18 protein-coding genes and 1 pseudogene are annotated in these 21,061 nt (G+C 37.0%); 4 read left to right on the top strand and 15 right to left on the bottom strand.

All coding sequences use genetic code 11. The features are described 5' to 3' along the window. Positions 1-189 precede the first annotated feature (189 nt). From J4Q03_RS16155 to J4Q03_RS16120, 8 genes are all read right to left on the bottom strand, one after another. The gene (locus J4Q03_RS16155) at positions 190-2,700 is read right to left on the bottom strand and encodes a M1 family metallopeptidase (protein ID WP_426049163.1); all 2,511 of its coding nucleotides are present in this window, start codon (positions 2,698-2,700) and stop codon (positions 190-192) included. A 9-nt stretch (positions 2,701-2,709) separates the two neighbouring features. Further along, a complete protein-coding gene (locus J4Q03_RS16150; RefSeq protein ID WP_426049162.1) occupies positions 2,710-2,940 on the bottom strand; it encodes a hypothetical protein in 231 nt (76 codons plus the stop codon). 87 nt (positions 2,941-3,027) lie between these two features. Then, complete coding sequence (locus J4Q03_RS16145) at positions 3,028-3,822, bottom strand: thymidylate synthase (protein WP_426049161.1); 795 nt, start codon at positions 3,820-3,822, stop codon at positions 3,028-3,030. 165 nt (positions 3,823-3,987) lie between these two features. Further along, positions 3,988-4,428, bottom strand: coding sequence for a hypothetical protein (locus J4Q03_RS16140; protein WP_426049160.1), 441 nt, complete (start codon positions 4,426-4,428; stop codon positions 3,988-3,990). Between the two features lie 105 nt (positions 4,429-4,533). Then, entirely contained in the window at positions 4,534-5,880 is a 1,347-nt protein-coding gene (locus J4Q03_RS16135; RefSeq protein ID WP_426049159.1) for an alpha-amylase family glycosyl hydrolase, read from the bottom strand. Between the two features lie 275 nt (positions 5,881-6,155). Next, a complete protein-coding gene (locus tag J4Q03_RS16130; protein WP_426049158.1) occupies positions 6,156-6,752 on the bottom strand; it encodes an IS1096 element passenger TnpR family protein in 597 nt (198 codons plus the stop codon). Positions 6,753-6,886: 134 nt separating this feature from the next. Continuing rightward, positions 6,887-7,918: a sensor histidine kinase gene (locus J4Q03_RS16125; protein ID WP_426049157.1), complete on the bottom strand. Its 1,032-nt coding sequence runs from the start codon at positions 7,916-7,918 to the stop codon at positions 6,887-6,889. A gap of 46 nt (positions 7,919-7,964) precedes the next feature. Further along, a complete protein-coding gene (locus tag J4Q03_RS16120; RefSeq protein ID WP_027379708.1) occupies positions 7,965-8,642 on the bottom strand; it encodes a response regulator transcription factor in 678 nt (225 codons plus the stop codon). A 198-nt stretch (positions 8,643-8,840) separates the two neighbouring features. Here J4Q03_RS16120 and J4Q03_RS16115 point away from each other — a divergent pair, with 198 nt between their 5' ends. Together J4Q03_RS16115 and J4Q03_RS16110 are read left to right on the top strand one after the other, a co-directional pair. Continuing rightward, a complete protein-coding gene (locus J4Q03_RS16115) occupies positions 8,841-11,471 on the top strand; it encodes a TonB-dependent receptor plug domain-containing protein (RefSeq protein WP_426049156.1) in 2,631 nt (876 codons plus the stop codon). A 43-nt stretch (positions 11,472-11,514) separates the two neighbouring features. Further along, a complete protein-coding gene (locus J4Q03_RS16110) occupies positions 11,515-12,738 on the top strand; it encodes a hypothetical protein (RefSeq protein WP_426049155.1) in 1,224 nt (407 codons plus the stop codon). A 151-nt stretch (positions 12,739-12,889) separates the two neighbouring features. On the opposite strand, the pseudogene J4Q03_RS16105 reads toward J4Q03_RS16110, so the two are convergent. The 7 genes and pseudogenes from J4Q03_RS16105 to J4Q03_RS16075 form a co-directional block, all read right to left on the bottom strand. Continuing rightward, a pseudogene (locus J4Q03_RS16105) lies at positions 12,890-13,261 on the bottom strand (deaminase); the annotation flags it as partial. 81 nt (positions 13,262-13,342) lie between these two features. Continuing rightward, on the bottom strand, positions 13,343-14,188 hold the full coding sequence (locus J4Q03_RS16100) for a helix-turn-helix domain-containing protein (RefSeq protein WP_426049154.1): 846 nt from the start codon (positions 14,186-14,188) through the stop codon (positions 13,343-13,345). Between the two features lie 297 nt (positions 14,189-14,485). Continuing rightward, complete coding sequence (locus tag J4Q03_RS16095; RefSeq protein WP_426049153.1) at positions 14,486-15,820, bottom strand: amidohydrolase; 1,335 nt, start codon at positions 15,818-15,820, stop codon at positions 14,486-14,488. Positions 15,821-16,386: 566 nt separating this feature from the next. Then, the gene (gene hemL / locus J4Q03_RS16090) at positions 16,387-17,673 is read right to left on the bottom strand and encodes a glutamate-1-semialdehyde 2,1-aminomutase (protein ID WP_426049152.1); all 1,287 of its coding nucleotides are present in this window, start codon (positions 17,671-17,673) and stop codon (positions 16,387-16,389) included. Between the two features lie 72 nt (positions 17,674-17,745). Next, entirely contained in the window at positions 17,746-18,807 is a 1,062-nt protein-coding gene (locus J4Q03_RS16085) for a glucosaminidase domain-containing protein (protein ID WP_426049151.1), read from the bottom strand. Between the two features lie 16 nt (positions 18,808-18,823). After that, positions 18,824-19,732: a 1-aminocyclopropane-1-carboxylate deaminase/D-cysteine desulfhydrase gene (locus J4Q03_RS16080; RefSeq protein ID WP_426049150.1), complete on the bottom strand. Its 909-nt coding sequence runs from the start codon at positions 19,730-19,732 to the stop codon at positions 18,824-18,826. Between the two features lie 247 nt (positions 19,733-19,979). Next, positions 19,980-20,306 (bottom strand): hypothetical protein, encoded by a 327-nt coding sequence (locus J4Q03_RS16075; RefSeq protein ID WP_426049149.1) that lies wholly within the window; start codon positions 20,304-20,306, stop codon positions 19,980-19,982. A 40-nt stretch (positions 20,307-20,346) separates the two neighbouring features. Here J4Q03_RS16075 and J4Q03_RS16070 point away from each other — a divergent pair, with 40 nt between their 5' ends. Both J4Q03_RS16070 and J4Q03_RS16065 read left to right on the top strand, forming a co-directional pair. Continuing rightward, positions 20,347-20,529: a DUF5522 domain-containing protein gene (locus J4Q03_RS16070; RefSeq protein ID WP_076510366.1), complete on the top strand. Its 183-nt coding sequence runs from the start codon at positions 20,347-20,349 to the stop codon at positions 20,527-20,529. Position 20,530: 1 nt separating this feature from the next. Further along, positions 20,531-21,058, top strand: coding sequence for a DUF4136 domain-containing protein (locus J4Q03_RS16065; protein WP_426049148.1), 528 nt, complete (start codon positions 20,531-20,533; stop codon positions 21,056-21,058). Positions 21,059-21,061: the final 3 nt, after the last annotated feature.

Genomic DNA, 21,061 nt, shown 5'->3' with positions numbered 1-21,061 from the left:
ATATTCGGAGACAACTTGTCTTTTGAACGCCTCACTGTATTCTTGTACAGGGAGGAATCTTTTTTTTAAATTCATAAGGATGACTGTTTTTATGGTTTTATAGTCAACCTTTTTCAGGACGAGACAAACCATAAAAAAACCGCTGTTCGATACAGCGGTCTTATATTCTTGATCATTTTAATAATCTGTTTATTTAAAATCTTCAATAGCTTTATTGAGGGCATCAATCTGTTTATTGATGCTTGCAGCATTCTGAGGATTTTGTCTCAGCAGTTCCATTTTTTTATTTAAACCATCTTTCAGCATCTGGGAAATCATCATTTTTACCTGAGGGTTATCTCCCATTTCACCTTTTGCATGGCTGATTATTTTGGTAATGTTCTCGGTAGCTTTCAGATTATCTGAGCTCATGATCCAGTTATATCCTTCTTCTGCAGATTTACCCAATTCCGGATTCTGAAACTTAATAAACGGATAAAAAGCTACAAGCGGAGTGATATTGGACATCTGTGAAGTCACTTTATTCTTTACAATCACCGGAAGCAACTGACTTAGCAATTCTTCTGAGGCTCCTTCAAGATCAATTTTATCAGCCAGTGTATTAGCTTTTGAAGGATCTATGGTTACAACAGCGCTTAATGAAGTTCCTTTTACAGCATTGGAAACAGCATTTACTCCTTTTTCAAAAAGCGGAAGATATTTCTTATCCTTAGTTTTAGCCAAAGCTCCAATTGCAGCAGCCTGAACCAATGTTTTCGGGTCGTTTGACGCTAATTTCTCAACATCAGCACCCAGAGCTTTCATCTGTTCAGGATTTGAAAGATCCATCAACTGAAGGGCCTTTATTCGTGTTCTGAAATAAGGATCCTTTAATGCAGCCGCCAATAATTTGGTGGCAGCCGGATTTTTTCCTACCTGATCTTTTATGGCCGATAAAGCTTTATATCTGCTCTTAAATTCTTTAGAGTTGGTGAACTGCATCAGGTTTTGCTCCGGAGTTTTGGTTTCTGTGATATCGGCCAGTAAAATTCCGTCTGCGTTGATGTTAACCAGATCAGGAGTTTTGGAAACATCAAAATTGAATGTATTCTTCGCTTCGGCATTTACCCATACATTATATCTTTTTGGCTTTCCGTTGTCATACACATCAATGGCAAGGGGAAATTCGAATGGCTGCTCCTGTGACTGGTTAATCGTTACCGCCACCTGTTTTTTTACCGGCTCGAAAGTAAATGAATAATTGATCTTTGGGTTTCCGCTTCCAAAATACCATTGGTTGAAGAACCAGTTCAGATCTTTACCTGAAACCTTTTCAAAAGAAAGTCTTAACTGGTGTGCCTCTGCGTTCTGATATTCATTGGTTTTCAGATAGTCGTTCATTCCGGCAAAGAAAGCATCATCGCCCAGATAATTTCTCAGCATATGAAGGATTCCTCCTCCTTTCTGATACGTTACGAGATCAAAAACATCTTCACGGGAATCATAATTGAATCTTACTAGGTTTTTCTTGAAATCTCCCGGATTATGGATGTACATATTCACATCGGTCATCTGATGGTAATCTGCCTGGTCTTTTCCGTATTTATATTCATTCCAAAGGTATTCGGAATAGTTGGCAAATGATTCATTTACCGTTAAGTTACTCCAGCTTTCCGCTGTCACCAGGTCTCCGAACCAGTGGTGGAATAGTTCATGGGCAATAGTATCTTCCCATTTGTTTTCATCGATCAGCTGTCCCGGCTTCTGAAGGATATCACTTCCATGAAGGGTGGCCGTTGTATTTTCCATGGCACCGCTTACATAGTCTCTTCCTGAGATCTGTGCATATTTTACCCAAGGATAATCATAGCCCATCTTTTTAGAGAAAAACTCTATCATTTCGGGAGTGTTTCCATAGATCTGTTTTGCATAGGGCTCGTATTCTTTTTCGATATAATAATCTACCGGAATATTTTTCCATTTGTCTTTAACGATGGCATATTCTCCTACGCCCATAAAGAACAGGTAAGTGGCATGTCTTTTATCCATCACCCAATGGTCGGTTCTTAAATTGTTTCCTTCTTTCTGTGAATCCTTTAAAATTCCGTTGGAAAGGGTTACATATTTATCAGGAACGGTCATATAGATTTCCTGGGTAGTTTTTTGATTGGGTTTATCGATGGTTGGAAACCACGCAGAAGAAGACTCCGTTTCTCCCTGTGTCCAGATCTGTGTCGGCATATCAGGATCCTGCCCCTGTGCATTAATGAAATACAGTCCTTTGGCATCATTGATTGCCATACTTCCCTTCTGTTTCACTTCATTAGGTCGTGCGGTATATTTAATATACACCGTATATTCCTGATTTTTCTGATAGGTTTTGTCCAGACTGATTTTCAGGATGTCCTCTTTATATTCATATTTCAGAGGTGATCTTTTCCCGTTGCTGTCAAGAGCTACTTCATGAATCAGCATGCCTTTTGCATCAAGGGTCAACTCATTGGAAGGATAGAAATATGGAGAGGCTGTCAGCCATTCTTCTCCACCCATCTGCTCTTTCTGATAATCGAAATTGACTTTAAGCTTGGTATGTTTAAGTTCTGTTACTTTGGTATGGGTAGCTCTGTATGTTTTTTCTCTTCCTGATGTTTCGGTCTGTGCAGATACGTTTGCGGAAAAGAAAATCCCGAGTATAGCAATAGACAAAATCGCCTTTTTCATGTTTTACTGTTATTTTTTAGAATTATTTTTTGTTATTATTTCAAAAATATCATTAACCAGAGTTTCGTAGTCTCCTTTTTTAAGCTGTTCTTTCGTTTTGGCAAAAGCTTTCTTCAGTTCGCTTTCGGGGTTTTCATCATCAATGATCTCTGCTGAAGCAACGCCTTTAATCTGAAGTAAGATTTCTTTCAGCTTTTCAACATCGGTATCCTTTTCAGGAATAATTTTAAGTGATTTCATAGTAGAAATAAGATAGGTACGGAATTTTCATTAAAAGTTACAAAAAAAGTGAAGACCGGGCTCCACTTTTATATTTCATATGATTAACTAAATTGCTACAGGAGCTTTGATTCCGGGATGCGGATCATAATTTTCCAGGGTAAAGTCTTCAAAATTAAAACTGAAAATATCTTTTACGTCAGGATTCAGCTTCATAACAGGAAGCGGTCTGGGTTCTCTCGACAGTTGTTTATTTACTTGTTCAAAATGATTATTGTAAATATGAACATCTCCAAAACTATGGATATAATCTCCTACTTCCAGGTCGCAAACCTGTGCCACCATCATCAGCAGTAAGGCATAGCTTGCAATATTGAACGGTACTCCCAGAAATACATCAGCGCTTCTCTGATATAGCTGCAGCGACAGCTTTCCATCTGCTACATAGAATTGGAACAGAGCATGACATGGCGCAAGAGCCATATTCGGAATTTCGGCAGCATTCCAAGCTGAAACAATCAGCCTTCTTGAGTCAGGATTTTTTTTGATCTGGTCTATGACTTCAGTAATCTGATCTACTACTTTCCCGTCGGCCCCCTGCCAGCTTCTCCACTGTGCCCCGTAAACAGGTCCCAGGTCACCGTTTTCATCGGCCCATTCGTCCCAAATGCTTACTCCGTTATCGTTGAGATATTTAACATTGGTATCGCCATTCAAAAACCAAAGCAATTCATAGATAATGGATTTCAGGTGTACCTTTTTTGTAGTCACCATTGGAAAACCTTTTGACAGATCGTATCTCAGCTGGTACCCGAAAACACTTCTGGTTCCGGTTCCGGTTCTGTCCGTTTTATCTGTTCCATTGTCTAAAATATGCTGTAAAAGTTCCAGGTAGTTCTGCATTTTGAAAGGGCTTTTTATGGTTCAAATTTAGAAAAATTTAAACGATTTACGATTATCATAGATCATAAAAAAGCATCCATTTCAATGAATGCTCTGTCTATTAGGTTCTTTGATCTTCAATAAAAAGGATGAAAATTTTTAACTTTAAATTCCGATAAAATGTTTCTACCAGATCGTCTGAATGGTCTGAGTCATGTTATTAACAGCAAAAGTCTCCCCTTCTTTTTTTCCTGACATGGCCTTTACAAGAGGTGATTCTGCTGAAACCGTCATCACTTTTTGATTTTCAGATGTAATTTCGCCCAGGGATACTGTAACATAAAAGAGACCTTTATCCGTTTTTACCAACGATCCGTTCTGAACTTTGTCTGAAGGTTCAACTGATATTTTTTGAATCACAGACTGCTGGCTTAAAGTTTCATTAAGCTGCCGCTGAAGGTTATTGATCTCCTGCTGGAGCATTTCGCGGCCAGTTTCATATTTGTCACCCATGGAACTTTTGGTATCATTATTAGAAGCACGGGTTTCTGCAATCAGGTTTTCAAAAGATTGTATTTTTTCTGTGAGCTTTGTTTTTATGATGTTTAATAATTCCTGTTTGTTCATATCATGAAATTGTGTGTAATTTCGGCTAAAGCCTGTTGCCAATATGCATAAAGTAAGCGGGCTAAAGCCCGCCTCTATTGAATATTTTAATTGTTCATCTCTGATTTATTTTTCAAAAACTGCATAATCTGAAACTTTGAATGTAAAGTCTTTTCCGCTGTCAAAATCTCTTTTGGTCTTGTCGAAAACATTCCGGAAGTTTCCTGAAAGGTTTTGGTCTTCAATGGTGAAATTTACAGGCTCTTTTGACATATTCAGGACTACCAGCACTTCGTCTTTTCCGTTCTTTCTAACGTAGGCCAGAATTTTATCATTGGCTGTGGTATTCAAAAGATAGGTGGATACATTCGCGTCTCCGCCTCTTAATGCAGGATTGGAGGCTTTCAGTTCCAGCAAAGTTTTATAAAATTCTGACATCTGATAGGTACTGGTCCATTTGATGACATCCTTTTCAAAAAATTCGAGCCTTTTCATATTGGGAAGCTCCTGGCCGGAATATAGCAGGGGAATACCATTCCATGTTGCGGAAAATACGGCCATAGGTTTTGTGATTACTCCATATTTTTCGTATTCTGTTCCGTTCCAGGAATTTTCGTCATGGTTGGTTGTAAACCAGGCTCTCATGGAAGCATCTCCGATATTGGAATATTTTTGTAATAAATCTTTAAGTTCCTGAAGGGGCTCATTTTTCTTATAATAATCTGCAGACTTATGCATCCATTTCCATGAGTAGCTTGCATCGAATACTTTTCCGTATTCAGGGCTTTCGAGCTCATCAAATTCTCCCAGCCAGAAAAGAGGTTTTATTTTTTCGACTTCCGGACGTGCCTGCTGCCAGAAATCCACTTCCACCCAAGAGGCAAGATCGCATCTGAAACCGTCAATACCAGTTTCTTTTACCCAGAATTTCATAGCATCTATCATGGCCAGCCTCATTTCCTGGTTTTTGTAATCCAATTCAATGATATCATCCATTCCTGAAGCCCTATGGAATTTTCCGTCAGGATCTTTCAGGTAGAATTCCGGATGTGTTTTTGTCCAGATATGATCCCAGCCGGTATGATTTGCTACCCAGTCTATGATTACTTTAAAACCCAATCGGTGGGCTTCGTTCACCATATGCTTAAAGTCATTCATTGTTCCAAATTCCGGACTGATGGATGTGTAGTCTGAGGCTGCATACTGGCTTCCAAGACTTCCTTTTTTATTTTCCTGGGCAATGGGTGTTATGGGCATGAACCAAAGTGTTTTGATTCCCATTTTTTTCAGGCGGGGCATTTCTTTTTCAAATGCTTTAAATGTTCCTTCCTGGGTATATTGTCTTAAGTTGACTTCGTAAATATTGGTGGTATGCTTCCATTCCTTCGGCAGTTCCATAGTATTTTGAGTATTTTGAGTGGTACAGGAAACAATTCCCAGACCAATTATTGCTAATAGAATTAATTTCTTCATTCATCTATTTTTAACAAAAGTAAGGAATGTTTTCTTGTTAAAAGCAAAGAAGGTGAATGGTAAATTGTAAATTTTGCTTCGCAAGATAATTTTTTAAGTTTGAGAAAGTGAATGGGAAATAAGAGGATGTTTAGATTTTAAAATCTCGCAGATTTAGCAGATTGCGCAGATTTTTAAAAAGTTTCAAAATTTACAAGATCGTTTTTAAAAATTCATCGTTCATCTACAATAAAAAAGCCCCGGAAAGAAATCCAGGGCCTTATATTGTTTAGATGTTATCTTTCATCATCGTTATCATCATCTTCTTCGAAAACATCATCGTTGTAGTTTTCTTCTTCATCATCATCGAAACTTTCATCATCTTCATCTTCAAAATTTGTACTTCCTCCAAAGTCATCCTCGAAACTGAAATCATCATCCATCAATGGCATTGCCGATCTTTTTTTAGATCCTCCGTTTCCGCTTTTGCTTGGCGCCTTCAACGGAACGTTTCCGAATCTGTACACCGTAATAGGATAATTAACTCCTTTTGTTTCTTCGATGATTTCTACAAGCTCACAGTACAGCTCCCAAAGATCAAGAAGCCCATATTGGAACTGGGCTTTGTCCCCAACATTTCCAAAAGCTTCATCGATGTACACATCCGACATAATTTCGCCATCACCATCGTCACTCATATCTTCCAGGGGAACACTTTTAACTATTGTTCCGTCGTCTTCCAACATATTAAAAGTGGAAAGTTCATCTCCCTGCAGACTGAACGCACTTTTAATTCCCAAATGTAAGTTCCATAGTGACTGTTTTCCTTTTACTTCAATATCTCGGAAAATATCCTCTTTCGCATCTAATATTACGCGGATCTTGTAAACCATATCAGTTTCTTAAATTACTTTTTTGCCTTAATTATTATGATAAATCTCTGTTGCAAATATATAATAAATGACAGGTGACAAAAAAATATTTCAGGATTTTTTAAAATATTTTTTTTTCATACATTTTACCAGAATTATTTACTTTTTTCGAGCATAAAACTGAATTTAGTCCCTTCAAGATAGACACTTTCCACGGTAATATTTTCGTTATGGGCTTCCAGGATATGCTTTACAATAGCCAGTCCAAGGCCGGAACCTCCTTCTCTCCTGCTTCTGCTGGTCTCGACACGGTAAAATCTTTCAAAGATTCTCGGAAGAGCTTCAGCTTTAATTCCCATTCCGTTATCGATCACTTCAATCAGTACTTTATTTTTAAGAACACTGGTTTTGACGGCTACTTTCGCTTCCTGCCTGTTGGCATAATGGATGGCATTGGAAATCAGATTAATGAAAACCTGTGAAATCTTCTGTTTGTCAGCATCTACAAAGATCTGTGGATGGAGGGTCTGGATCTGTAAGGTTGCATTATGTTTTTCCGCTTCAAATTCAAGAAGGTCGAAAATTTCTTTGATCAGAAGATTAACATCAAATCTTGAAACCGTAATACTGATCTCTCCTGCCTCAAGGCGGTTAATCATATCAAGATCTGTAACGATTGCGATTAATCTTTCTACGGATTTATCTATTCTTTCCAGATACTTGTCACGAATAGTGAGATTATCAACGCCTCCGTCTCTGAGGGTCTCCACATATCCCTGAATGGAAAAAAGAGGTGTTTTAAGCTCATGGGAAACATTTCCGATGTATTCTTTACGGTAGCTTTCCATCTCCTTCATCATATCAATTTCCGTTATCTTCTGCTGGTTAAGATCTGAAAACCTTTCACCCAGTTCTTTAATGGTGATATTCTCGTTATTGTCATGAACAATTTCCTGCGGAAGCATTTGTGAAAGCCCGCGAACCTGCTTCTTTCCGTAATAGTTGAAAAGCAACTCAAGGACCACATAATTGATCAGAAAGATGAGGACGAGGCAGGTAAAGAGGCCGATCTTAAAAAAAGGCGTCTGGTAATAGATATCCTTCAGTGAATCAAAGATGATCACTAAAAGAAACATCACCAGTGTCAGAAGACACGAGGCGACGAGTGTAAGTCTGTAAAATTTCAATTTTACAAGTTTTTATAGGTTGATGTAAAGATAGGAATTTAAGGTATTAAACGATAAGTTTATAACCGATTCCTTTTAATGTTTGGATGGTGTTAATTCCCAGTTTTTCTCTCAGTCTTCTGATATGGACATCAATGGTTCTTTCTCCAACGATCACATCATTGCCCCATACTTTTTCCAGAATTTCTTCTCTCTTGAATACCTTTTCAGTGTTGGAAGCGAGAAGATAAAGCAAGTCGAACTCTTTTTTAGGAAGAAGGAACTGCTGTCCACTTTTGGAAACTCTGAAATTGTCTTTGTCGATCACCAGATCACCGATTTCAATCAGCTTAGCATTATCTGAAACCTGAGAAGTCAGCTGTAATAAGGCATTAACTTTAGAAATCAGAATTTTCGGTTTGATCAGCTTTACAATGTAATCATTAGCTCCGGCCTGAAATCCTGCCAGCTGGGAGAATTCTTCGCTTCGTGCAGAAAGGAAAACAATCAGTGTTTTCTGCAGTTCTTTTACTTTACGGAGTTCCTGACATGTTTCGATCCCGTCTTTTTCCGGCATCATGACATCTAACAAAATAAGATCGGGGATAATCTCTTTGGCTTTATCTATTCCTTCGTTACCGTTTGTGGCTGTATAGATATCATAGCCTTCTTTTTCCAGGTTGTAAGACAGAATCTCTAAAATATCCAGTTCGTCGTCTATTAAGAGTATTTTCTTTTGGTTCATTTTCAATTTTTACAGAGTCAAAGTTAATAAATTTTAAAGCACAGATGAACAAATCTCTTATCGTTCACATAAAGTTAACAATAATGCCCTTTTATTAATGTTTAGTTAAAAAAAAATTAAAATTCGCTAAACCACTTACCCCATTAATCTTTTATTCCTTTGCACCGAAAGAAACTAGTAAATAAAGTAAGTAAGATAATGAAAATTAATAAACTTAGCATTGCGGTCGTATTTTTATCCGGATCAATGTTTTACGCTCAAGAAACGAAGCAGGACACGATCATTAAGGAGAAAAAAATTGATGGCGTAGTAATCCAAGGAAGCAGTAACAAGAAAACTGAAACTGCAGTATTAGGAGAACAAAAAAAAGCGGTTATTCAAAAACAGGCTGTAAGTGCTGAAGAGATTTCCAGAAAAGGGATTTCTAACGTGGAACAGGGACTTACGAAGGTGACGGGAATCACTACGGTAGAAGGAAGAGGGCTTTTTGTAAGAGGACTTGAAGAGCGATACAACTATTTATTAATCAACGGTCTCGGATCACCTTCCAATAACCCGTTCCAGAAGATTATTGCCCTGAAGCAGTTCCCAACGGATGTAGTGGGGAAATTAAATATTTATAAGACCTTCAACTCTAACCTTTACGGAGATTTTGCAGGAGCTACTTTTGATATTGAAACACTTACGATTGATAAAGCATTTTCAAAAATTGAGTTCGGTATTGGAATAAACACTGTAAGCAATTTTAAAGATGGCTTTAAAGTTTCAGAAGGTGCTGACGGATTTACAGGTTATTTAGGTTTAAATTCAAGAGATAAAAAATTGCCTTCAGCCATAAAAGATGCAAGACCAAGCAACTATAGATTTTCAGGAAGTGAGTCTTTATCACAGTTTAAGGATAGTTGGAACGTAGATAATATAAAATCTTTACCTAATACAAGTATTGGTTTCACTACAGTACAAAAAATGAAAGCTGGTGAAAACGGAAGTCTTGGTATTTTATTCTCATTAAATCAAAGTTCTGAATATTCATATAAAGAGGGAGCAAAAAATCAGTTTAAAGACTTTGGAGGAGTAATTAATCTTAATAATGAACTATTAAGAAAACAATATAATTTTGAAATAGAGTCATCAGCACTAATAGGATTAGGGTATAAAAATAAAGGAACAGCCATTAATTTGAACGCAATGTATCTTCAAAATGTAAACAACATTATTGAAGATTACTATGGATATAAAAATAACCAGGTTCAAAATAAAGATATAGGCTTCTTCCGCACAAACCAGCAGGATTTGTCAAGATTCCTTAATCTTCAGTTAACCGCTTCTCAAAAAATTGGAGACAGACATCAGATAAAGGCAGGAGGAAGTTATGTAATTAATAATTATCAACAGCCGGACAGAAAGATATTGGAAGGCAGCCGTTTGGATACTAACGGAAATCTACTCCCTGATAATCAGTTACTTTTAGCATATGGAGGAAGTAATATTATCCGTCAATATTTGGACGTTAATTCAAGATTTTACGGATCCGCTTATGGCGAATATTCTGTATTTTTAGGAGAAAAGGGTGATAAAAAGAATTATCCTATGCAGTTATCAATTGGATATAATGGTTTTGCTGATCTGAGAAAGACATCTTATCGTTTCATTTTTGGAAAACCTAATGGAACTGCTGGGCAAAGTTTCATCATTGATAAAAATTCTCCACAGGATAAATTTAATCAGGATTTAGCTAATAATAGATTTTTCTTCCAGGAAGAAACTGATGCTTCGAACTTCTTTACAAGTATGTATCAGTTTGTTAATGCGGGATATATTAACTTTAACTACAAACCTACCGAAAGTTGGGATATCCTTATTGGTGGAAGGTATGAGAATGACATGACATTAATTCGTTTTTCTGAACAAGGTGCAGAGAAAAAAATTAATCTGAATAAAGAGAGAGATTTATTCCTTCCTTCACTTTCCATTAAAAAGGCTCTTAATACAAAAAATAACTTAAGATTCTCTTTCAGTAAAACTGTGACTCGTCCGGTTTTGATTGAAACTATGGAAATTTCGTATATCAATCCTGATAACGAGACTATCAAAGGAAATCCAGATATCAAACTAAGTGATAACTATAACTTTGATTTGAAATGGGAATATTTCCCTACCAATAAGGAAATGTTTGCTGTAAACTTATTTGCAAAAAGAATTAATAATGCGATTGAAAGATCTTTTGTTTCTTCTGGAGATGCTAATGGTGTAACCGTAACTTTCTATAATGCTAAAAAAGCTGATCTCGCTGGAATAGAACTTGAAGGAATAATGAGCTTAGGAAGAATTTCTGAATCATTAGACAAATTCACTTTAGGAGCTAATGCTACTTTCATGTATACTGATGTTGAAAGAAGCGAAGATCAATTAAAGCTAGAACGACCAAATCCAAGTTTCTACTCTGGAGAATTACGTAAAAGAGGTTTACAAGGAGCCTCCCCATATACTATCAATGCTGATTTAAAATATGAAACAAAAACTAAAAATAACCTCAGCAGAACTTTATCTCTTGTATACAATGTTTCAGGCTCTAAGATTTATGCTGTCGGAACTTCAGGCTCGGATAATTTTTATGAGAAGCCTTTCCACCAGCTAGATTTTGTATATCAGGAACAGATTTCAAAAAATTGGAACGTAAAAGCAGGTATTCAAAATATTTTCAATAACAGATATAAAATTCTACTGGGAGACAAAAGCTACTATAATGTTGAAACCAACGGTGTTAAAACTTATACAGACTATTTCAGAGGAATCAATTTCAATATGACAATTGGCTACACTTTTTAATAACAAATTTTACAAAATAAAAAAATAAATAAAGTATATAAAAATGAAAAGAAGAGTTTTATCATTATTATCGTTAACAGCCGTGTTAACATTAGCCTTAAATTCATGTACTATCGAGGTAAATGATGGCTTAGGAGACGGTACTACAGTTACTACTCCGGGAACGACTGAAAGTGTATTGAGCGGAAGCGGAACATTATCAGGAACTATTTCAAAAGATATCCTTATTAAAAAAGGAAACTATACATTAGACGGAATCGTAAAAATTACGAATAACGCTACCATTACTATTGAAGCAGGAGCAACCTTCAACGTAACAACCTCTAAAACTAGCGGTTTAGTAATTCTTCAGGACGGAAAGATCAATGCTACCGGTACAGCTGCTGAACCTATTATTTTCACTACTGCTACCAAAACTCCCGGAGATTGGGGTGGTATTACGATCTATGGAAGAGCTCCTATCAAAGCGATCAATGGAAATACTCAGGCTCTTTCTGAGGATGGAAACAATGTTTACTACGGAGGAACCGACGCAAATTCAAATTCAGGAACTATGAAGTTTGTAAGAGTGGAATATGCAGGTAAAAAGATCGGTGACGGAACTTCTGAGACCAACTCTATGACGTTTTATGCTGTAGGAGCAGGAACTGTTTTAGAAAATCTTGTAACTTATAAAGGAACTGATGACGGTTATGAATTCTTTGGAGGTACTGTAAGTGCTAAGAATATTGTTTCTTACGGTAACTTCGATGATTCTTTTGACTGGCAGGATGCATGGAGCGGACAGAATAACACCAACTGGTATGCATTCCAAACAGGAGTTGGAAATTTCGGCATGGAAATCGAAGCTTCCAGCAATGTTGATAATGTTGCCCCAAAAATTTCAAATATTACACTTATTAGAGATGCCAATACTAATCCTGAAGTTGCTAACTCTCCTGAAATTTCAGCTATTCAGTTTAAAAAGCAGGGTACAGGGATCTTCTCTAATGTTTATATCAGTGGTTATAAAAACATTGGTACCCAGAAAGGTTATTCAGTACTTATCCAGGACGCAGCTACAGAAACAAGCCAGGTAAATAACGGAAAAATAGTTGTTGCTCCTCTTACTTACTTAAACTCTGACAATGCAGGGGTTTGGGGATATGCATTCACTCCAAACGGCGGAAAAACTTTCACGAACGCTGCTACTGTTACTAAAGTATCTCTTACTCCTGGAGCATGGGCTACAGTAGACGGAGTAAACCTTTTAGCAGGATTACAATAACTAACTAGTTTCTTCATATCAAATTTTAAAAGTCATCAGGAATTTTTTCTGGTGGCTTTTGTTTTTAGTCCCATACGCTGAAAAAGCCATCAGAAGATCCAATGGCTTTATTCACAAAAAACAAGTATTTAAAAAATATATAATTCAATTAAGACATCAGCTGCTCTGCCCTTTCTACAGATGTTTTTAAAAGCCCGGGAATGATTTTCTGTTCATAAGCAATCATATCCTTCACTGCTCTTCGCTTTGATGAAAGTGCCTGCCATGGAAGTCCATACAATGTTTTATCCAGATGAATGTGCATATCTCTGAAAGCAGGAAGCATTAGAAGCCCTTAGCATCCAACGCATCAGAACAGGATCATTTGGATTTATGGTTTTGATCTTTCCACCTTCTATTCAATACTGAAAAGATCAGTTTTTGTCCTGATCACTTCTCCTTCACCATATTCAAATCCCGTTTCGAGACGGACATTTTTGAGTGAATATGTTCCTTTTGCAACGAATTGATATGGAAACTGCATAACTTTATCTTTTAACAGGACAAAGTTACACCACCTTATTTCAGGGCTGATGTATCAATTATGTTTATTTTGTATAAATTATTATTCTTTGAACTGAGAGGGAGTCATTCCCGTCTGCGCTTTGAAAAATTTGGAAAAACTGGCGTGATCATAAAAACCGAGGTCATAAACAATATCTTTTACAGACATTTCTGATACTTTTAAAAGACGTTTCGCCTCCAGCAAAATCCTGTTCTGTATAAGAGAAGAAGCCGAAGTATTAAGGCTTTTTTTACAGATAATATTTAAATAATTAGCAGAAATATTAAGTTTTTCAGCATAAAAAGAAACCGATCTTTCCGTTCTGAAATATTCATCAATAAGATGTAAAAACTTGGAAATAACAGGATTGGAATGATACATTTCAAAATCTTTGAAAGCTCCTTCTACCGATTGACTGATCAGCAATCCTATCAGCTCACTCCGTTTCTGAATAACTTCCCAAAATACATTCTCCTCACTAATTTCTTTCTGGATCGCTCTAAACTCATACAGAAAAGTCTGAAAAGTTTCTTTGGAAAGCTGAATAACAGGATGATTCTGATAATAGGAAGCTGAAAACCTCAGTGAAGGCAGAAAACTCTCAAACCAATCTCTGCTGATCATCAATTGATAACCTACTGTTTCCTTTTCGATCACCCACTGATGTACCTGATCTGGGAAAACAAGATGGATCTGGCTATTTCCGACTTCATATTCCGTGAAATCGATCGTATGGCTGCCTTTCCCATGTTCGAATAAATTAATGATAAAAAAATCATGTTTGTGGGGTTCATCAATGGAACGTTCCCCATGCAGTTCATTAAACAGCAGGTGGCAGCCCTGAAGCTGATTCTCGCTGAACTCCTGAATTCCCAGGATTGGAAAATGACCGGTATGATGACCCACGTGCTCTGATTTTCTCCTAAAATTAGTAAAATTTATGCGAGAAATGTGAATTGGTTGAGATATTTTCATCTTGAGTGACTGTGTTGTTTTTCTCAGCCACAATAGGCCAAAAAGTTTTTAAACACTTAAGCTATTTTAAGTTGAATAGTTTTAGGAAAAAGATCACTTAAGCTTTTTGGAAAATCGATGATTTTATCACAGACAAATTTTTGTCGGATCAAAATTCCCCTCATATGGAGGGGTGGCAAAAATTCTTTGAATTTTTGACGGGGTGGTTAATAAAAACCTGCCTTACATTTAATACACTAAATTTCCCTGATGAACCAATGATTCCACATTGGAAATTCTGGAGACTGCTTCTGCGGAGCAGCTTGCATTCATCAGGACAAAATCCGCCTGATCTCCTGCTTTTGGCCATTGTTGGGACCCTTTATCATCAAGCGGAAGAACATTAGCCGTTGCCAGCTTCAGGCTTCTTGATAACAAAAATTCTGTGGAATAGCCATACAGCTGCGCCATCAGGTTCGCCTTCTGTAATACACTTCCTGTTCCGAAAGTATTCCAGTGATCTACAATACTGTCATTACCCGTTAATACGTTTACATTATGTTTATACAAAGTAGGAATAGGCATCATAAGGCTTCCAAAAGGAATGGTAGAAACAATACCTATCTGTGCTTCTGCCAATTTTTCTGCTGTTTCTTCCTGCTTTATTTTATCTAATTTTGCCAAAATAAAACAGTGGCTCAGGTATGTTTTTCCTTTCAGAGAAGGGTTCTCATTAACTTTTTTAATAAGATATTCCACGGTATTCAACCCGGATTCACCAGTTTCATGAAGGTGAATATCAATTCCTTTTTTATGGTCTAAAGCCAGCTGAACGGTAAAATCAACCGTTTTTTCAATCGCACCGTCAATCGTAAACGGGTCTACTCCTCCGATAAAGTCAATATCCATCTGAGCCGCTTCCTTCAGATAAGGCACCGAATCGGTATAAAATACACCGTGCTGAGGAAAAGCCACCAATTCGGCTCCGAAACCTTTCTTTTGATTTTCTAAAGCCTTCTGAAGATTTTTTAATGAATCTAATTTTGAAGTCGGCTCAATATTGACATGACTTCTCGCAAAAGAAGTTCCTTTTGACTGCAAGAGTTCAATCATTTTCTCTGCTTTAAACGTTGAATTTTTCAGCATTTCGGGAAGCATTTTCTGCTCCAGTGCGATCATTCCTTTTACGCCGCCTGTTCTTTTTCTAACGGCCTGCCACTTGTCACCATAAAACGTTTTATCCAGATGGATATGCATGTCTTTGAATGCAGGAAGCATAAGCATTTCTTTGGCATCAACAGCTTTGGCATTCGGCTGATTTGGAGCAATACTTTTAATTTTCCCATTTTCAATTTCTATATAAAACAGACCGGTCTTAGTGGCAACAACCTCTCCTTCTTCATACTCAAAACCGGTTTCCAAGCGGACATTTTTAAGGCTTAATTTTCCTTTTTCCGAAATATTCTGATTATCAAAAAATGGTGATGCTGCCATAATATTAGGTATTAAAGTAAGCCCGGCGGCGGCCAATGCTGAACTTTTTATAAAGTCTTTGCGGGATATCGAATTGTCGGAGGTCTTCATTACAATCTATTTATAACAAAAATAGAAAGAATGGGAATGATACACGTGTATGGTTTATTACAATATCTGTATGATTTATTGGATGGCTTAATTTCTTTTGTCTTGAAATATTAAACCATTAAGATTCGTTAAGTTTTTAAGAATATTAAGAAGAGCTCAACTTTAAGAGTACAACTAAAAATCAATTGATTTTTCTTGACTGTTCTTATCCCCTTCATTCTTCTTAATATTTCAAAAAAAATATCTAACTAAATTCGGGATAAGAAAAATTAAACGCAATGATAAACAAAGCTTTAAAAAGCATTCATTTTATTTTTAAGATAAACAAGGACGTTTCACTTATTGGTAAGTAATACAGGGAAATACATGGTCTTATTTGCTGAATAAAATGCCCTTGGTTCTCTTATTACATGCCAGAAAAACTACTCTGTTTGCTTTTATATTTTCAGGTATTTTTTACCCTTAATCAGGTTAATTATTAAATCTACGCAATTGTTGCAATCTGCGAGAGATAAAAAAAAGACTGGATTCTAAAACCCAGTCTTGTTATAATTTATTTTTAACTTTTAAGAATAATATTCAAATTTTCTTACCGCTTCAAGCGTCATGTCAATTTCCGTGTCTTTGATGGCATCACTGATGAAATACGTTTCATAACCACTTGGTGGAAGATATATTCCATTCTTCAGCATCTGGTGAAAGAAGTTATTGAATAAAGAATGGTTGGAATCCGCTGCTTCATCAAAATTGGAAACCCTGTTCGTATGGAAAAATACAGACATCATGGATCCTTTTCTGTTGATCTTGTGGGCAATTCCTTTTTCATTTAAAATTTTCCCGATCCCGAAATCTAATGTTTCTGCAGTTGTATTGATTCTGTTAAAGAATTCCGGATCATTTTTGATAAGCTGTAAAGTTTTCAGTCCGGCTCTCATCGCCAATGGGTTTCCGCTTAAGGTTCCTGCCTGATAAACAGCTCCTTTTGGGGCCAGGTGATCCATAATTTCGTTTCTTCCGGCAAAAGCTCCTACCGGAAGCCCTCCACCGATCACTTTTCCGTAAGTAACCAGGTCAGCTTTCACATTATACAGTTCCTGTGCTCCTCCGAAAGCCAGTCTGAAACCGGTCATCACCTCATCAAAAATCAATAAAGCTCCGTTTTCATCACAGATCTTTCTTAAGTTCTGAAGAAAATTATTTTCAGGAAGTACACAGCCCATATTTCCGGCAACCGGCTCAATGATAACTGCAGCAATTTGTCCCTGATTATGGCGGAACAGATCTTCTACCTGTTCAAAATCGTTGTAACGGGCCAGCAAAGTATCTTTAGCCGTTCCTTCTGTTACTCCCGGTGAATTAGGATTTCCAAAAGTAGCCGCCCCACTTCCTGCTTTGATCAGAAATGAATCTGAATGGCCATGATAACACCCTTCAAATTTAACGATTTTATCTCTTTTTGTAAAACCTCTTGCCAGTCTTACGGCGCTCATACAGGCTTCTGTACCCGAAGATACCATTCTGATCTGGTCTATATTGGGAACGTTTTCTACGATGAATTTGGCAATTTCTGTTTCCAGTTCTGTAGGTGCTCCGAAAGAAAAGCCTTTCTCAGCCTGTTTTTTCAGTTCTTCAAGCACCTCAGGATGGGTATGTCCTAAAATGGCAGGGCCCCATGAATTGATGTAGTCAATATATGTATTGTCGTCAGCATCGGTAAGGTAGGCCCCTTTTGCTGATTTCATAAATACAGGAACACCTCCTACTGATTTGAATGCACGTACCGGAGAATTTACTCCTCCCGGAATGTATTGGTAGGCCTCATCAAATAAAGCCGAACTTCTTTGGTATTTCATATTTTAGTTGAATGTTGAAGGTTTATAATCGACAGTCAGATATTAACTGACAACAGAACCGGCAACAAAAAATTAGTTTCTGGGTTTTTTATCAATCAAATAAATCAGCTGGCCTGCAGACGGTTTCTGACCTTCATCCATCCTGTTTTTGGCATATAATTTATTTAATTTGATTCCGAATTTCTGGGCAATATCATGCATATCTTCTCCGGATTCGGCTTTATAAACAGCCGTATTTCCTGCAGAATTTTTAGATTCAAGGAAAACAATGTCATTTTTCTTCAAAACATTGCTGTTAAGTTCATTCCATTTAGCCAGCCTGCTTTCGCTTACTTTGAATTTATCTGCAATGAATTTAACGGTAGTATCTTCAGGAATGACAATATACCTTAAGCCTTCGTTCGGATGGCTTTTGATAAGAATTGAATTTAAAATTTCAGCTTTTGTTTTGATCTTTTCCACTCTTTTCTGCTGCTGGGCATAAGAGGTCTGCTTGTAAGGAACTTCTACTGTAACAGGGTCCTTAGCTTTCTTTGCCATCATTTTTGAAGGTTCAAGCTGTGCCATGAAAGTCCTGTCATCTTTCAGACCCGGATACATTTTAAGAACGGCGTACAGTACTTCCTTCGAGTTGGTATCGTCGTACTCATACAATCTGTATTTTTCAATTTTCCCGATCAGGATCGAAGCGTAGCGGGGATTGGTTGCATATCCTGCTTTTTTAAGTCCATGTGCCCACGCTTTGTAATCTTTCATACTCAGGTTGAAAAGGTTTGCATAATATTTTCTTGTGGATAAAAATATAGAATGGTCTTCGTAGGACTGTCTCGGATCGTCATAGACACGGAAACATTCATTGGGAGCATCGTCCGTATGTTTCATGGTTTTTCCGGTCCAGTCTTCCTTACATTTTATTCCGAAATGATTTTTACCTTCCTGAGCCAGTCTGCTCTGCCCTCCCCCGGTCTCTAAAAGTCCTTGGGCCAATGTAATAGAAGCTGGAATTCTGTATTTTTCCATTTCCTCTACCGCATATTTAGCGAATTTTTGAATGTACTGGTCTTCAGTCGCCCAAGTCTGGGCTGAGAATGTTGATAAAACTAAAAGGCTTATGATTGAGAAAAGTCTTTTCATGTTTTTCAATTTTTGCTTATATAATTAAATTTCTATTTTGTTTTTCCAAAAGCAGGTTGGCCCCCTCAATACCCTGCAGTCCGCCGGTATGAAAGCACAAGATTCTGCTGTTCTCAGGGAAATATCCTTCATCAATCAGTTCGAAAACTTTCTGCATCATTTTTCCTGTATACACCGGCTCCAAAGGAATACCGTACCTCTCTTTAAAATCATTGATAAAACGGATGTTTTCATCTTTTATTTTACCATAACCTCCAAAACACGAATCTATTAGATTAAAATTCTGTCTTGAGGTTAATTCTAAAATTTTATTCCCCAGTGAAGCATCGTCAACGACCATAAATCCTATAACTTTCTGATCTTCTTCACAAAACTTTGCCATTCCGGCAACTGTACCTCCGGTTCCTACTGCGGTGCAAAGATAATCAAAATCTTTTGTTTGGTCATTGAGCATCATTTTAACGCCTTCTACGGCCTCTTTGTTGGTGCCGCCTTCCGGAACAATCAGGGCGTCGGGAAATTCTTTATGCAGAAATTCCGTTAATTTTTCTTTATGCCTGTATTCTTCCCGGGTTACAAATTTCAGGTTCATCCCGTTTCTTTTTGCTAAAAGAAGTGTAGGGTTGTCGCGCCATTTGTCTTGCAGTTCCTCCCCTCTTATAATTCCCAGTGTAGGAATCCCAGATAGATTTCCTACAGCCGAAACGGCAGCAATATGATTGGAAAATGCTCCTCCGAACGTGATGATATAAGGATTTTCCGGCTTCTTTTCAAGGTAGCTGTTGATATTGTAAAAAAGCTTCCAGTATTTGTTTCCTGAGATCTGGGGATGAATAAGGTCTTCTCTTTTGATAAAGAGCTTTATATTCTTATGAATAGATATTTCCTGAATGGGAATGAGTTCTGCCGGAGCTTTTAATAGCATTTTTGTTGTTTAACTATTATCTGCAAAATTAGTAAAAGATTTGGATTGGGTCATTGTAAATTGTATCAATAATTTTGTGACAATTGGATTTCAATGTTAGGTTTTGGCTAAAGCCGGATGAAATGTAGATTATTTTTTCACAGGCGGGCTAAAGCCCACCCCTATTGAATTTAAGATAACCATTTACATTATACATTATACATTATACATTATACATTATACATTATACATTATACATTATACATTATTACAAATATTCTCTGAAACCCCAGAATTTCCTTTTCTTCAGATAGCTCAGGTCCTTTTCATTTGTATACGCTTCCCTTTCAAATGAAATTCTTTTATAGGCGAGAAAGCCATCTTTAAGCTTAAAAAACCAGTAATAATATTCGATGACATAGAAAATATAAAAGAAAACGACAAACATTTCCAGCTGTTGTCTTAAATGGATTTTCTCGTGGTTGATAAGTACTTTATTTTCCTTATCTTCGGGTTTCCTAATGAAGATAAAGGGAAAGAGAGCAATGCCGTTAATTTTTAATTTTTTTAATGGCTTTTGGCATATAATTATCATACTAACAAATATAAAGTTTTTTGACTTAGAGATTTAACTTATGGCCCAATATGACATCAAAGAAGGTGAAGACTTTTACTATAATGAACAGGGATACAAAGTTTTTACAGAAAAATTTCATCTGAAAAGAGGACATTGCTGTAAAAGCGGATGCAGACACTGTCCTTACGGGTACGATAAAAAGACTGATACATTTATTAAAAACGATAAAAAAAATAAATAAAATGAAAAAATATATTTTTATTTTGTTAGCATCGGCTGCATTAGGCCTTACATCGTGCAGTCCATTCCAGGTACGTTCAGATTATGCTGAAACGGCTAATTTTACGGCTTATAAAACATATAAAATCAGAATAGACGATCTGAAACTGAATGACATTGATAAAGACAGGGTTTTAAATGAATTATCGAGACAGCTTCAGAGCAAAGGAATGCAGTCCGGAGAAAATCCTGATCTGATCGTTAATGTAAAAGCGAATCATAAAAAAATCACGGACATCAACAACAGTTCACCCTATGGAATGTGGGGCTGGGGCGGTCCTTTCGGTTGGGGTGTTGGCATGAGCAGAACATGGACAAGCAACTATAATGAAGGTGCTCTGATTGTTGACCTCATCGATTCTAAAACAAACAAACTGGTTTGGCAGGGTATCGGAAGCGGTATTTCCGTAGATTCTCCAAAATCTAAACAGAGACAGATTCCTGAGATCATGGCTGAGATCATGAAAAATTACCCTCCTCAGAGAAAATAAGAT

The organism is Chryseobacterium sp. NFX27, assembly GCF_049887855.1.
Classification (GTDB): Bacteria; Bacteroidota; Bacteroidia; order Flavobacteriales; family Weeksellaceae; genus Chryseobacterium.
This window is presented reverse-complemented; position numbering and strand designations above follow the sequence as displayed.